This window comes from Pseudomonas sp. TWI923 (assembly GCF_039673365.1).
In the GTDB taxonomy this organism is placed as follows: domain Bacteria; phylum Pseudomonadota; class Gammaproteobacteria; order Pseudomonadales; family Pseudomonadaceae; genus Aquipseudomonas; species Aquipseudomonas sichuanensis.
In genome coordinates this window covers 16,188-29,427 of the sequence record NZ_JBDJLM010000008.1, presented here as the reverse complement: position 1 = coordinate 29,427, position 13,240 = coordinate 16,188, and the positions used below count along the sequence as shown (strand labels likewise).

Sequence of the window (13,240 nt, the reverse complement as noted above, 5' to 3'; positions counted from 1 at the left end):
GGCTATGCTGGCAATAGCTAGAGCTTGAGCTGGCCGATGGCCTTGTTCAATTCGCCAGCCAGGGTCGCCAGCTCGCTGCTCGTGGTAGCTGAGCCCACGGTTTGCTGCACGGTCTGCTCGGTGACGTCACGGATGCTCACCACTGCGCGGTTCATTTCTTCGGCCACTTGGCTCTGTTGTTCGGCAGCCACCGCGATCTGGGTATTGTTCTCGCGCATCTGCGCCACGGCACGGGTGATCTCGGCGAGGGCCTCGCCAGCTTCCTGGGCCTGCTTGACGCAGTCGTCGGCCTTGTACGAACTCTCCTGCATGAAGTCCACGGCATCACGGGTGCCGGCCTGCAGGTCGGCGACCATGGTGGTGATCTCGTCGGTGGAGGTTTGCACGCGCTTGGCCAGATTGCGCACTTCGTCGGCGACCACCGCGAAGCCGCGGCCCAGGTCGCCGGCACGGGCGGCCTCGATGGCGGCATTGAGGGCGAGCAGGTTGGTCTGTTCGGCGATGCTGTGGATCACCCCGACCACCCCGTTGATCTTTTGGCTGTCATCGGCCAGTTGGCGGATCATCTCGGCGGTCTGCTGCACACCGCTGGACAGCCCGGCAATCGAGTCCTGGACCCGGCTGACCACGGCCTGGCCGCTGCCGGCGAGGCCGTCGGCGCTCTGCGACAAGTCACGGGTGGCGCCGGCATGCTCGGCGATGTGGTGCACGGTGGCGGTCATCTCGTTGATCGCCGTGGCGGCCTGGTCGGTCTCGCTCTGCTGGCCGATCATGCCGTGGCGCACTTCGTCCATGCTCCCGGCCAGGCGCGCAGCACCCGAGTCGAGCTGCGCGGCAGTGCGCGCGACAGTGCTGACCACGCGGTGGTAGGTGGCCTGCATGGCGTTGAACGCACCGGCCATCTGCCCGACTTCGTCGCCACAGGCCAGCGGCACCCGGGCCGAGAGGTCGCCAGTTTTTTCCACGTGCAGCATCACGTCCTTCAACGTATTGAGCTGGCTGAGCAGGAAGCGGATCAACAACTGCGAAGCGCAGAGCATGGCCAGCATCAGCACCAGCACGCACACCGCATAGTTGCCGAAGCGGTCGAAGAACACCTGGCGCAGGCTAGGCGCCTGGGCCAGCACGGCCAGGTGCCGATCGCCCTGGCGGAACACCTGGGCCCCCAGCACAGGGTTGTCACCTGCGATCCAGGCGCCGGGCAGCTCGACCCAGCCCTGGGCATCACGCAAGGCTTCGAGGGGTTCGCCTGCAAATTCAGGAGTCTGTCCGCTGCCCCAGGTAATCAGCCCAGGCTGGGCCGGAAGGTCTTTTTCGGCGGGCCAGGCGGCCAGCAATTCGGCCTGGCGCTGGGCCAGGGCCTGCGCGCCCGAAGCGCGCGCCTGCTGCTCCAGTGACACTGCATACAGCACCAGCAGCAGGGTGGTGACGAAGGCCACTGCGTTGACGGCCCAGAACTTGTACTTCAGGGAAATATTGCTAAGCCAGGCACCCATGGTAGGTCTTCTCTGAGTTGGCGGAAACATTGTTGGCAAGGTGCCATCATTGTGCCCGCCAAGGCCAGGACCCTCCTTGATATGCGTCAAGAAACCACAGGCAGCCCGAAGAACGCCTGCGCGCAGGCGGTGGTGTGGGCCGCTGTGGATTCGACGGTTTCGCCGCGATGCAGAGCCACCTCGCGCAGTACTTCGGGTAGATACGCCGGCTCGTTGCGGCCATTTTTCGGTTTTGGCCGCAGGCTGCGCGGCAACAGGTAGGGCGCGTCGCTCTCCAGCATCAGGCGGCCGGTCGGGATGTTGCCGACCAGCGGATGCAGATGAGTACCGCGGCGCTCGTCGCAGATCCAGCCAGTGATGCCGATGTGCAGGTCAAGGTCGAGGTAAGCGAACAGCGCCTCGCGCTCGCCGGTAAAGCAATGCACCACGGCGGCGCTCAGTTGGTCGCGGTAGCCCTTGAGGATTGCCAGCAGGCGCTCGCTGGCGTCGCGTTCGTGGAGGAACACCGGCAGGCGCAGCTCTACGGCCAGGGCCAGTTGGGTTTCCAGGGCTTTTTCCTGCTCCGGGCGAGGGGAGAAGTCGCGGTTGAAGTCCAGCCCGCATTCGCCGACGGCGCGCACCCGCGGTTGTTCGAGCAAATGGCGCAACTGGCGCTCGCTGTCGCTGGTCCAGCTCTTGGCATCATGGGGGTGTACACCGGCGGTGCTGAACAGGCGCTGGCCTTGCTCATCCAGGCGCTGGCACAGTTCAAGGGCTTCTTCACTGACGCTCAGGCTGGTGCCGGTCAGCACCATCTGCGCCACGCCGGCCTGCACGGCGCGCTCGACCACAGCCGCCTGCTGGTCATGGAAACTGCTGTTGGTCAGGTTGACGCCGATATCGATCAATTGCATGGTGCTACCTCGTGCCGCGGGGCGGCCAGCATAGCAAAAACCGGGAAATCACAAAAAAACCAAGAACTTCAAACGTTTGCCGTGGTCTTTTGCCGTCAGTCATCACGGATCGATCATTGCACATGGTGCCCGCCAACCGCCCTCGGACCTCTTCCTCCATGCTGCGAACCCTGCTGACGACCTTGATGATGTTCGGGCTGCTGGCCGCCGGGCCGGCCACTGCGCGCGAGCCGGGGCCCCAGCAGCATGTACCCGCCGGCCAGGCCCGCGACTTGGCGCAGATCCGCTCCAGCCAGGTGCTGCGGGTGCTGGTCAACCAGAGCCGCAACAGCTCCGGCGAGGTCAAGGGCGAACCGGTGGGCGTCGAGTACTACCGGCTGCGCGCCCTCGAGCACGCGCTCAATGCCCGGGTCGCCGACAATCAGCAAGTCACCTTGAAAATCATCCCGCGGGCCAAGGAGCAATTGCTCGGTGCCTTGCAGCGGGGTGAAGGCGACCTGGCCGCGCCAGGCGAGCTGCTCGATCCTGCCGGGGTGCGTGGCGTCGAGGCGAGTGCCCCGGTGCTTGACCAGGTGCCACTGCTGCTGGTCGGGCGCAAGGGCGAGCGCAGCTACAGCCGGGCCGAGCAGTTGTCCGGGCGTACCATCGCCCTGACCAGTGCCAGCGCTGCCGGGGCCGCGATCGAGGCGATCAACCAACGCCTGGCGCTGCGCAAGCAAGCCCCGATCAAGGTGGAGTGGGTTGACCCGACCCTGGCGGTGGAGGATGTGCTGGAGATGGTCCAGGCCGGTATTTATCCGCTGACCGTGGTGGAGCGGCCCATCGCCCAACGCTGGGCGCGGGTGATGCCGCGCCTGCGCCTGGACAGCAAGCTGCAGCTGGCCCAACCGCAAGCACTGCGCTGGTATGTGCGCCCTGATGCGCCGATGCTGCGGGCGGCAGTGGATCGCTTCCTCGCCACTTACCGTGCCCCGGACAACCAGGATGCCGCCTTCGAACGCATCTACCGGCGCCAGTACCGGGTCCACAATCCGCTGGCGCGCCAGGACCGGCAACGCCTGGAGTCGTTGCGCCCAGTCCTGCAGAAGCATGCCGGTGACCAGCAGTTCGACTGGCTGAACCTGGCGGCCCTGGCATTCAAGGAGTCCACCCTCGACCCCAAGGCGCGTGGCACGGGCGGGGCCCATGGGTTGATGCAGATCACCCCGTCGGCGGCGCAGCGGGTGGGGGTGAGTAACACCGCCACGGTTGATGGCAATGTCCAGGCCAGTGCCCGCTATCTGGCGTTGATCCGCCGCAAGTTCTTCGCCAGCCCGCAACTCAACGAGCGCGAGCGCATGGCGTTCATCCTGGCGGCCTACAACCTCGGCCCGGAGCGGGTTCAGGCCATGCGCGCCGAAGCGCGGCGGCGCGGGCTCAACGGCAATCAGTGGTTCTTCCAGACCGAGCGCATCGCCATGGAACAAGTGGGGATGGGGCCGGTGAACTTCGTCAACAGTGTCAACAAGTACTACCTGGCGTTCAATCGTGAACGCGCTTCCCTGGAGCGGCTGGCCAGGCGCTGACAAATCTAAATAATCGATATTTATTACACGATTATTGCGATTTTCTTATTCGATCAATCGATTAAGATGGCGCTCATCCAACACCTACCCGCTTAAACAAGGAAGCAACAACATGAACAACACCCTCAAAGCCCTGTTCGTTACCCGTGCCGGCTTCGGCCTGAGCGTCGTGCGCATCCTGGTCGGCGTCATCTTCATGGCCCATGGCGCACAGAAACTGTTCGGTCTGTTTGGTGGCTACGGCCTCGAAGGCACCGGCCAGTGGATGGAGAGCATCGGCCTGGCGCCTGGCTACCTGATGGCCTTGCTGTCGGGCAGCGCCGAGTTCTTCGGCGGCCTGGCCCTGGTGGTCGGCCTGCTGGCCCGCCCGGCGGCACTGGCGCTGACTGTGACTCTGCTGGTGGCGATCTTCTCGGTGCACATCAACAACGGCCTGTTCATGTCCAACAACGGCTATGAGTTCGCCCTGGCGCTGCTGGCAGGCAGTGTGGCGGTGCTGATCGAAGGTGCGGGTCGCTTCTCGCTGGACCGTCTGATCGCACGTTGAACTCAAGCTGCAACCTTCAAGCCGCACGGTGCAAGTTGATGAATGCGATCAACTTGCACCGTGCGGCTTGAAACTTGGAGCTCATCGCTCTAGCATACCGACTGCGCCGATTTAAACAGCTACTTGCGGGGCGCAGGACAACCCTCCCAGGTCATCCGAAATACCGCTAAAGCGCTGGTTCGGTGACGCCTCCCACCGCTGCCCAGCGGGATCAGCGAGGCGGAGAAAAACTCCATGAGTTGTCCACGTACCAGTGTTTGTTTGACCCCCCTGGCCAAAGACCAGGCGTCCCGCACCCCGCGCATTCTGCTCGGTGGCCAGCATCAGCCTACGCTCCTGCGCAACCTCGACGGTTTTTCCCGTCGCAAGGGCCAGGCCCGGGCTTTCCTCATCCAGTTCTTCGAAACCTGCACCCAGCTTGGCGAGTACGCCAACGACCGTTTCGACCTGGCCGTGATCCAGGCGCCGGCCGCCGAGGATGCCGCCGAGGTTATCGGCCAGCTCACGCGCATCGCCCGCCAGGGGCTGATCACGCGCGCCTGATCGGCGTGCAAAACCCGCAGGTTTTTCGCTAAGCTCGGTCACTCGGTGGGCGCCTGGCGCCCGCTGCAGATGCACTGAGGAGACAGCCGCTTGAGTACCAACATCATCACCACCGAAGGTCATGCCGCCCTGAAGCAGGAGCTTGATCATCTGTGGCGGGTCTATCGCCCGGAGATTACCCAGAAGGTCGCCTGGGCGGCGTCGCTGGGCGATCGCAGCGAGAACGCCGACTACCAGTACAACAAGAAGCTGCTGCGCGAGATCGATCGGCGCGTGCGCTACCTGCGCAAGCGCCTGGAAGACGTCAAGGTCGTGGCCTATTCACCCGAGCAGGAAGGCAAGGTGTTCTTCGGTGCCTGGGTGGAGATCGAGAACGACGACAGCGAGCAGTTGACCTTCCGTGTCGTCGGCTATGACGAGATCCATGGGCGTAACGACTACATCTCCATCGACTCGCCCATGGCCCGCGCCCTGCTCAAGAAGCAGGAGGGTGATGAGGTGCTGGTACAGACGCCTACCGGCGAGGCGACCTGGTACATCAATCGCATCAGCTACAGGCCGTAGCCGTCTCATCAGAAGCCGGGGGCTGCGTGGCAGGCCCCAGGCCCCTCAGAGCATTCAGCCTTCCCGCAGTACCGCCAGCGGGCTGGCGTTGAGCGCACGCCGCGTGCCGATCACCCCGGCGCCCCCCACCAGCACCGCGCCTGCCAGTGGCAGCCCCAGCAGCCAAAGGTGTGGCGCCCAGTGCAGATCGAAGGCATAGCGGTACAGTGCCCAGGTGATCAGCTCGCAACCCACTGCTGCGAGCAGGCCGCTGACGGCGCCCAGCAATCCGAACTCGATACGCCGGGCCTTGACCAGCAGCGGTCTTGCCGCCCCCAGGGCGCGTAGCAGGGCGCCCTGGCGGATGCGTTCGTCGAGGGTTGCCTGCAGGCCTGCGAACAGCACCGCCAGCCCCGCTGCCAGCACGAACAACAGCACATACTCCACCGCCAGCGTCACCTGGGCGAGGATGCTGCGCAGCTGGCCGAGCAGGGCGTCGACCTGGAGGATGGTCGCTGCCGGGAATGCCCGTGACAGTGCGACGACTTCCTGATCATGACCTGGGGCAAGGTAGAAGCTGGTCAGGTAAGTGGCGGGCAAGCCCTGCAGCGTCCCGGGCTGGAAGATCATGTAGAAGTTGGGCTGAAAACTGTCCCAGTGCACCGTGCGCAGGCTGCTGACCCTGGCCTGACGCTGCTGGCCACCGATGTCGAAGGTCAGTAGGTCGCCCAGTTGCAGGTTGAGGCTCTGGGCCAGCTCCGCCTCTACCGAAACGCCAGGTATGGCAGCGTCTTGCGGCGCCTGTTGCCACCAGTTGCCGGCGCTCAGCGCGTTGCCCTGCGGCAGCTCGGCAGCCCAGGTCAGGCTGAGGTCGCGCTGGATCGCCCGCTCGCCGGTGGACTCCTTGCTCACCAACTGGCGTACCGGCTGCTCGTTGATGTGGGTGAGGCGGCCGGGGATTACCGGATACAGCGGTGCGGAGGTCGCGTTGATCTGCGCCAGACGCTCAATGAATGGCTGGCGTTCATCAGGCAGGATGTTCAGGGCGAAATGGTTGGGGGCATCCTTGGGCAGTTGTGCCTGCCAGTTGTCGAGCAGCTCCGCGCGCAGCAGCGCCACCAGGCCCATGGCCAGCAGGATCAGGCCGAAGGCCAGGGCCTGGCCGGCAGCTGCCAGCGGATGACGCAACAGCTGGCCCAGCCCCAGGCGCCAGGCCAGCGGCGCACCGGCCAAGAGCTGGCGCAGGCTGCGCAAGCCGAGCAGCAGCAGGCCGCCGAGCAGCAGTGCGGCGATCAAACCGCCCCCCAGCAGGGCGAAGGTGAGCAGCAGGTCGAGGCTCAGGCGCCACATGATCAGGCCCAGGGCGAGCAGGGCTGCGCCATACACCAGCCAGCTGCTGGTTGGCGTGGGCAGCAGGTCGCGACGCAGCACCCGCAAGGGCGGCACGCGGCCGAGGGCGGCCAGCGGCGGCAGGGCGAAACCGGCCAGCGCCACCAGCCCGGTGCCGATCCCGGCCAGCGCGGGCGCGAGGCCGCCGGGGGGCAGTTGGCTGGGCAGCAGGCCTTCGAGCAGGCGGAACAGGCCCAGTTGGGCGAGCCAGCCGAGCAGGGCGCCGCCGAGGGCTGCGACCGTGCCGAGCATGGCCAGCTGCAGGCAGTACAGCCCCAGCGCCTGGTGCCGCGACAGGCCGAGGCAGCGCAGCAATGCGCTGGCGTCCAGGCGCCGGGCGGCGTAACGACTGGCCGACAGGGCCACGGCGACACCGGCCAGCAGCACGGCTACCAGGCTGGCCATGTTCAGGTAGCGCTCGGCCTTGCCCAGCGCCCCGCCGATCTGACGGTTGCCATCACGGGTGTCGAGCAGGCGCTGATTGGCCGCCAGGCTGGCTTCGGCGGTTTTGCGGTACTGGGCCAGGGCATCGATGTCGCCTCGCCACAGCTCCCGGTAGCTGACCCGGCTGCCAGGCTGGATCACTCCGGTGGCCTCGAGGTCGGCAAGGTTCATCAGCACCCGCGGGGTGAGGCTGTAGAAGTTGTTGGCGCGGTCTGGCTCGTAGGTCAGTACACGGCTCATGCGCAGGGTCTTCATGCCCACATCGATGCTGTCGCCCACCGACAGCCCGAGCGCCGCCAGCAGGCGTGGCTCGACCCAGGCTTCGCCGGGTGCCGGGCCACCACCGGGCGTTTCTGTGGCATAGGGCGCGGCGGCGCTGCGCAACTGGCCGCGCAAGGGGTAGGCGGCGTCGGCGGCCTTGATGCTCGACAGCTGAATGCCGTTGTCGCCGCCGACCACGCTGGTGAACTCCACCACCTGGGCGTGGCGCAGGCCCAGTACGGTGCCATCGGCTATTTGCTGCGCCGTTGCCGGCGCGCTGCCTTGCAGCACCAGGTCGGCGCCGAGGAATTCACTGGCGCGCAACTGCATCGCGCCATTGAGGCGGCTGCCGAAGTAGCCGATGGCGGTACTCGCCGCCACTGCCACCAGCAAGGCGAAGAACAGCACGCGCACTTCGCTGGCGCGGGCATCGCGTAGCAACTGGCGCAGCGAGAGCGCACATAGGCGCAGCAAGGGCAGGCGGGTCATCAGGGCTCCAGGGGCGCGACCAAGCGGCCGGCATCCAGGCGGATCAGGCGGCGGCAGCGGCTGGCCAGCCGCTCGTCGTGGGTGACCAGTACCAGCGTGGTGCCGCGCTCCTGGTTCAGTTCGAACAGCAGGTCGCTGATGCGCTCGCCGGTGTGGCTGTCGAGGTTGCCGGTGGGTTCATCGGCAAACAGCACCGCAGGTTGCGCGGCGAACGCGCGGGCGATCGCCACCCGTTGCTGTTCGCCGCCGGAAAGCTGGCGTGGGGTGTGGCTCAAGCGTTTGCCCAGGCCGACCCGCTCGAGCAGGCTGCGGGCGTGCTCGCGGGCATCGCGACGGCCATCGAGCTCCAGCGGCAGCATCACGTTCTCCAGGGCATTGAGGCTGTCGAGCAACTGGAATGACTGAAAGACAAAGCCGACGTGTTCGGCGCGTACCCGGGCGCGCTGGTCTTCATCGAGCGGGCCGAGGTCGTGGCCGGCCAGGGTGACCTTGCCGGCGCTGGGGCGATCGAGCCCGGCGAGTAGGCCGAGCAGGGTGGATTTGCCGGAGCCGGAAGCGCCGACGATGGCCAGGCTGTCGCCTTGGGCAAGGTCGAGGGAGAGTGCGTGGAGGATGGTCAGGTCGCCTTCCGCGCTGGGGACCACTTTGCTAAGGTTCTGCGCAACGAGAATGCTGGGGCCCATGGAGAATCCGATGCGAATGTGGTGGTTGAGTGCCGGCCTGGCCCTGAGTTGCCTGGCCCAGGGCGCGGTGGCGGGAACGGTGCTGGTCGTCGGCGATAGTATCAGCGCCGGTTTTGGCCTGGATACCCGCCAGGGGTGGGTCGCACTCCTGCAGCAGCGTCTGCAGCGCGAGGGTTTTGACGATCAAGTGGTCAATGCTTCGATCAGCGGCGACACCAGTGCCGGTGGCCAGGCGCGGCTGCCGGCGCTGCTTGCAGCGCACAAGCCGGGGCTGGTGGTGCTGGAGCTGGGGGGTAATGACGGTCTGCGCGGGCAGCCTCCCCAGCAATTGCAACAAAATCTTGCCTCGATGATCGATGATGCCCGTGAGGCGGGTGCAAAGGTCGTATTGCTGGGCATGCGCCTGCCGCCCAATTATGGCGTGCGCTACACGACGGCCTTCGCCCAGGTGTACGAGAAACTGGCCGGCGAGAAAAACGTGGCGCTGGTACCGTTCTTCCTCGAGGGTATCGGTGGGGTGCCTGAGATGATGCAGGCCGATGGTATTCATCCCGCCCAGGGGGCCCAGCAGCGGTTGCTGGAAAATGCCTGGCCGACGATAAAACCCTTGCTGTGACGCTTTTATCGGGGGCCGCTTTCGGCTAATGTTGCGCCCCCCGATTCGAGTGTCCCCGATGCCCCGCCCCGCCTGGTCCCTGTACGCCTATCAACTGATCGAGCCTGACGAGCAGCTCGACCTGTTCGCCTGCCAGGAGATCCGCGTGCACCTGGCGGCCCGCCAGCTGGAGCTGGGTGTGCCGGCCGACCGTACCCTGTGCGGCGGATTGTTGCCGGCGCAACCACGCTGGTCGGTGGTGGAACGCGCCATCTACCGCGACGAGCGCCTGTGCGCGCTGTGCAAGGCCATCCTTGATGCCCAGCGCCACGGCATGCGCCCGGTCTGGCCGGAACTCTGAGCACCTTTCATCATCTGAAACGCTTGCCCGCCGCCAGTGCCTCCCGCTCGCCGGTGCACAGGTGTACAATCGACTCCCTTGACTGACCTTTCGAAGGATTTACCGGATGTTGCCGCGCTTTCCCGCCGTCACCCGTAGCCTGTCCCTGGCCGCCCTGCTGGTAGCCGGCCCCGCCGTTGCGTTGGAACTGCCGTTGCCCCCTCCTGGTGAAGACGTCGTCGGCCAGGTTCGGGTGATCAAGGCCAAGTACGAAGACACCTTCGCCGACATCGGTACTGCCAACGACCTGGGCTACCTCGAAATGATCGCCGCCAACCCGGGCGTCGACCCCTGGTTGCCGGGCGCCGGTACCGAGATCATCCTGCCTACGCGCTACATCCTGCCGCCCGGGCCGCGTGAAGGCATTGTCATCAACCTCGCCGAGTACCGCCTCTACTACTACCCGAAAGGGCAGAACGTGGTGCACACCTTCCCGCTGGGCATCGGTCGTGAGGGTTGGGGCTCGCCAATTGCCAATACCCGCATCACCGCCAAGACCCCGAACCCGACCTGGACGCCGCCTGCCTCCATTCGCAAGGAGCACGCTGCCGATGGCGACATCCTGCCCGCAGTTGTGCCGGCCGGCCCGGACAACCCGCTGGGGCCGTTCAAGTTCACCTTGGGCGTGCCGGGCTACCTGATCCACGGTTCGAACAAGAAGTTCGGTATTGGCATGCGCACCAGCCATGGTTGCTTCCGCATGCTCAATAACAACGTGTTGGCGCTGTCGAAGATGGTCCCGGTAAACACGTCGGTTCGCATCATCAACGAGCCTTACAAGTTCGGCGTCAGTGGCGGCAAAGTCTATCTCGAGGCGCACACGCCGCTGGATGACCAAGGCAACCCGTCGGTGGTCGACAAGCACACTGCAGTCATCAATGCGCTGCTCAAGCGTGAGGACCTGGCCAACAACTTGCGCATGAACTGGGACATGGTGCGTGATGTGGTTGCTGCCGAAGATGGCATGCCGGTTGAAATCGCCGTCCCGGTCAATGGTGGTGCCGCACCGGTGGTCTCGAGCATTCCAGCCGAACTGCAGTAAGCCATTCGCGACTGGTGTAGAGGCCTGCCTTAGTGCAGGCCTTTTCGTTTGTGCGCAGTGCCTTTCACCAGGCAATAAAAAAGCCGACCCACAAGTGGGTCGGCTTCTTAACAATCCGTGAGGATTATTACTTGCGGCTGGCTTTGTCCAGCATACGCAGAGCGCGCTCGTTGGCTTCGTCAGCGGTTTGCTGAGCCTTCTGAGCAGCTGCCAGAGCGTCGTCAGCTTTGCGGTAGGCTTCGTCTGCACGAGCTTGGGCGCGAGCTGCTGCGTCTTCGGTAGCGGTCAGGCGAGCTTCGGTTTCTTTGGAGACGCTGCTGCAACCGGTAGCCAGAACTGCGGCCAGGGCCAGAGCAGAGAATTTCAGAACGTTGTTCATCGTGTTCCCCTTCAAGGACTTTCTATTTAAATAGCCATCTCTCGGAAAAGAGAAACTGGCCGGCGTACATAGTACCCATTACTTGTAGTAAGTAAACTGACAGAGCGCAAGAACTGCAAAAAAAATGTCGCGAGCGGGCAGCAGTGACGGGTTCTGCAGGCCATCTGTGAAAATTGTGTGAGACGCACGCAAGCGATTGTAGGGCGGGAACTTTTTTGTTGAACTAAGGGTGACTTCAACTGTCGGTGAGCGTCTTAGCCCAAAGAGCATTCGGCGCGTATCATGCTACCAGGCCATTGTGGCAAAACCGCGCTGTTGGATTTTCAGTCCGGCCGCTTGAGCAACCCCGCATGTGCCGCCTACTATTTGTAGGTGCCCAGGGTCAGAACGATCAAGGTCGTGCAACTGTCCAAGAGGCCATAGGTGGCGCAGAGGTTCCCCGCCGGAAACAAACACATCGGTAAGGTATGGGTCTGCCGACAAGACCTGCGAGGAGTAGTGATGAGCGAGACGCTGACCATCCACCATGACCAGGCGGGTCATCAATTCGAGACCAATGTGGACGGTCACCGGGCGTACCTCACGTACATGGACCTGGGCAAGCAGACGCTGGACATCTACCGCACCTTCGTGCCTAACGCCCTGCGCGGGCGCGGCATCGCCGCAGCCTTGACCGAAAAGGCACTGGAGTACGCCGAGCAGATGGGTTACACCGTCATCCCGTCCTGTTCGTACGTCGAGCGCTACATGGAGCGTCAGCAGCGTCACTCGAGCAAGGCCTGAAAACCTCACCGTACACATGAAAACGCCGGGCATTGCCCGGCGTTTTCATGTGCGCAAGGTTTAGCCGCGCTGGCGCTGCGGCAGCACATCCTTGAGCTTGGCATGCATGCTGCGCAGGGTTTTTTCGGTGGCAGCCCAGTCAATGCAGGCGTCGGTCACGGAAACGCCATACTGCAGCTCGTCCAGGTTCTTCGGAATAGCCTGGCAGCCCCAGTTCAGGTGGCTCTCGACCATCAGGCCGATGATCGACTGGTTGCCTTCGAGGATCTGGTTGGCCACGTTCTCCATGACCAGCGGCTGCAGGGCCGGGTCCTTGTTGGAGTTGGCGTGGCTGCAGTCGACCATGATGTTGGCCTTGATCTTCGCCTTGGCCAGGTCCTGCTCGCACAGGGCGACGCTGACCGAATCATAATTGGGCTTGCCGTTGCCGCCGCGCAGTACCACGTGGCCATAGGCGTTGCCTTTGGTGGTGACGATCGACACGCCACCCTCCTGGTTGATCCCCAGGAAACGGTGCGGCTTGGACACCGACTGCAAGGCGTTGATCGCCACGGTCAGGCCGCCGTCGGTGCCGTTCTTGAAGCCGACTGCCGAAGACAGGCCAGAAGCCATTTCGCGGTGAGTCTGCGATTCGGTGGTGCGTGCGCCGATAGCCGACCAGCTGATCAGGTCCTGCAGGTACTGCGGGGAGATCGGGTCGAGTGCTTCGGTGGCGGTGGGCAGGCCCATTTCGGCGAGATCGAGCAGCAGCTTGCGGCCAATGTGCAGGCCGTCCTGGATCTTGAACGAGTCGTCCAGGTACGGGTCGTTGATCAGGCCTTTCCAGCCTACGGTGGTGCGCGGCTTCTCGAAGTACACGCGCATCACCAGGTACAGGGTGTCCGAGACTTCCTCGGCCAGTACTTTCAGGCGCTCGGCATATTCATGGGCAGCCTTGATGTCATGGATGGAGCATGGGCCGACCACTACGAACAGGCGGTGGTCCTTGCCGTCGAGGATATTGCGCACCACTTCGCGGCCGGCAGTCACGGTCTGCAGGGCTTTGGCGCTGAGAGGGATTTCCTTCTTGAGCTGATCAGGGGTGATCAAGGTCTCGTTGGAGGCAACGTTCAAGTCATCGATCGGTAAATCAGCCATCGTGTTACTCGTCAGGTCACGGGTGCCGGCCGCCAGCAATCCCCGTGCGGC

General features: G+C 64.4%; 14 protein-coding genes. 8 read left to right on the top strand and 6 right to left on the bottom strand.

Annotated features, from left to right (window positions below):
* Positions 1 to 17: 17 nt before the first annotated feature.
* Together ABE459_RS05730 and ABE459_RS05725 are read right to left on the bottom strand one after the other, a co-directional pair.
* Positions 18 to 1,496 carry a methyl-accepting chemotaxis protein gene (locus tag ABE459_RS05730; protein WP_258706140.1) on the bottom strand — a complete coding sequence of 493 codons (1,479 nt, stop codon included), beginning with the start codon at positions 1,494 to 1,496 and terminating at the stop codon, positions 18 to 20.
* Positions 1,497 to 1,582: 86 nt separating this feature from the next.
* The gene (locus ABE459_RS05725; RefSeq protein WP_323830575.1) at positions 1,583 to 2,389 is read right to left on the bottom strand and encodes a TatD family hydrolase; all 807 of its coding nucleotides are present in this window, start codon (positions 2,387 to 2,389) and stop codon (positions 1,583 to 1,585) included.
* 158 nt (positions 2,390 to 2,547) lie between these two features.
* Between ABE459_RS05725 and ABE459_RS05720 the strand changes: the two genes are divergently transcribed.
* From ABE459_RS05720 to greB, 4 genes are all read left to right on the top strand, one after another.
* Positions 2,548 to 3,954 carry a transglycosylase SLT domain-containing protein gene (locus tag ABE459_RS05720; protein WP_258645985.1) on the top strand — a complete coding sequence of 469 codons (1,407 nt, stop codon included), beginning with the start codon at positions 2,548 to 2,550 and terminating at the stop codon, positions 3,952 to 3,954.
* 112 nt (positions 3,955 to 4,066) lie between these two features.
* Positions 4,067 to 4,501: a DoxX family protein gene (locus ABE459_RS05715; RefSeq protein WP_125463475.1), complete on the top strand. Its 435-nt coding sequence runs from the start codon at positions 4,067 to 4,069 to the stop codon at positions 4,499 to 4,501.
* 234 nt (positions 4,502 to 4,735) lie between these two features.
* Entirely contained in the window at positions 4,736 to 5,044 is a 309-nt protein-coding gene (locus ABE459_RS05710) for a hypothetical protein (RefSeq protein WP_110994342.1), read from the top strand.
* A 90-nt stretch (positions 5,045 to 5,134) separates the two neighbouring features.
* Positions 5,135 to 5,608, top strand: a complete 474-nt coding sequence (gene greB, locus ABE459_RS05705; RefSeq protein WP_125463476.1) for a transcription elongation factor GreB — start codon at positions 5,135 to 5,137, stop codon at positions 5,606 to 5,608.
* Between the two features lie 54 nt (positions 5,609 to 5,662).
* On the opposite strand, the gene ABE459_RS05700 is transcribed toward greB, so the two are convergent.
* Positions 5,663 to 8,170 carry an ABC transporter permease gene (locus ABE459_RS05700; RefSeq protein WP_323830576.1) on the bottom strand — a complete coding sequence of 836 codons (2,508 nt, stop codon included), beginning with the start codon at positions 8,168 to 8,170 and terminating at the stop codon, positions 5,663 to 5,665.
* Positions 8,170 to 8,853 (bottom strand): ABC transporter ATP-binding protein, encoded by a 684-nt coding sequence (locus tag ABE459_RS05695; RefSeq protein WP_323830577.1) that lies wholly within the window; start codon positions 8,851 to 8,853, stop codon positions 8,170 to 8,172. Before ABE459_RS05695 ends, ABE459_RS05700 begins: the two co-directional genes overlap by 1 nt.
* A gap of 10 nt (positions 8,854 to 8,863) precedes the next feature.
* On the opposite strand from ABE459_RS05695, the gene ABE459_RS05690 reads away from it, so the two are divergent.
* The 3 genes from ABE459_RS05690 to ABE459_RS05680 all read left to right on the top strand — a co-directional run bounded on the left by ABE459_RS05690 (position 8,864) and on the right by ABE459_RS05680 (position 10,890).
* Positions 8,864 to 9,469, top strand: a complete 606-nt coding sequence (locus ABE459_RS05690; RefSeq protein ID WP_323830578.1) for an arylesterase — start codon at positions 8,864 to 8,866, stop codon at positions 9,467 to 9,469.
* 58 nt (positions 9,470 to 9,527) lie between these two features.
* Positions 9,528 to 9,809: a hypothetical protein gene (locus ABE459_RS05685; protein WP_125463480.1), complete on the top strand. Its 282-nt coding sequence runs from the start codon at positions 9,528 to 9,530 to the stop codon at positions 9,807 to 9,809.
* Positions 9,810 to 9,915: 106 nt separating this feature from the next.
* The gene (locus ABE459_RS05680; protein WP_125463481.1) at positions 9,916 to 10,890 is read left to right on the top strand and encodes a L,D-transpeptidase family protein; all 975 of its coding nucleotides are present in this window, start codon (positions 9,916 to 9,918) and stop codon (positions 10,888 to 10,890) included.
* A 127-nt stretch (positions 10,891 to 11,017) separates the two neighbouring features.
* On the opposite strand, the gene oprI is transcribed toward ABE459_RS05680, so the two are convergent.
* Positions 11,018 to 11,269, bottom strand: coding sequence for an outer membrane lipoprotei OprI (gene oprI, locus ABE459_RS05675; protein WP_003259780.1), 252 nt, complete (start codon positions 11,267 to 11,269; stop codon positions 11,018 to 11,020).
* Positions 11,270 to 11,770: 501 nt separating this feature from the next.
* Between oprI and ABE459_RS05670 the strand changes: the two genes are divergently transcribed.
* Positions 11,771 to 12,052, top strand: coding sequence for a GNAT family N-acetyltransferase (locus ABE459_RS05670; RefSeq protein WP_110994199.1), 282 nt, complete (start codon positions 11,771 to 11,773; stop codon positions 12,050 to 12,052).
* Positions 12,053 to 12,112: 60 nt separating this feature from the next.
* Here the strand turns inward: ABE459_RS05670 and ABE459_RS05665 are convergent, their stop codons facing one another.
* Positions 12,113 to 13,189 (bottom strand): 3-deoxy-7-phosphoheptulonate synthase, encoded by a 1,077-nt coding sequence (locus tag ABE459_RS05665; RefSeq protein WP_125463482.1) that lies wholly within the window; start codon positions 13,187 to 13,189, stop codon positions 12,113 to 12,115.
* Positions 13,190 to 13,240: the final 51 nt, after the last annotated feature.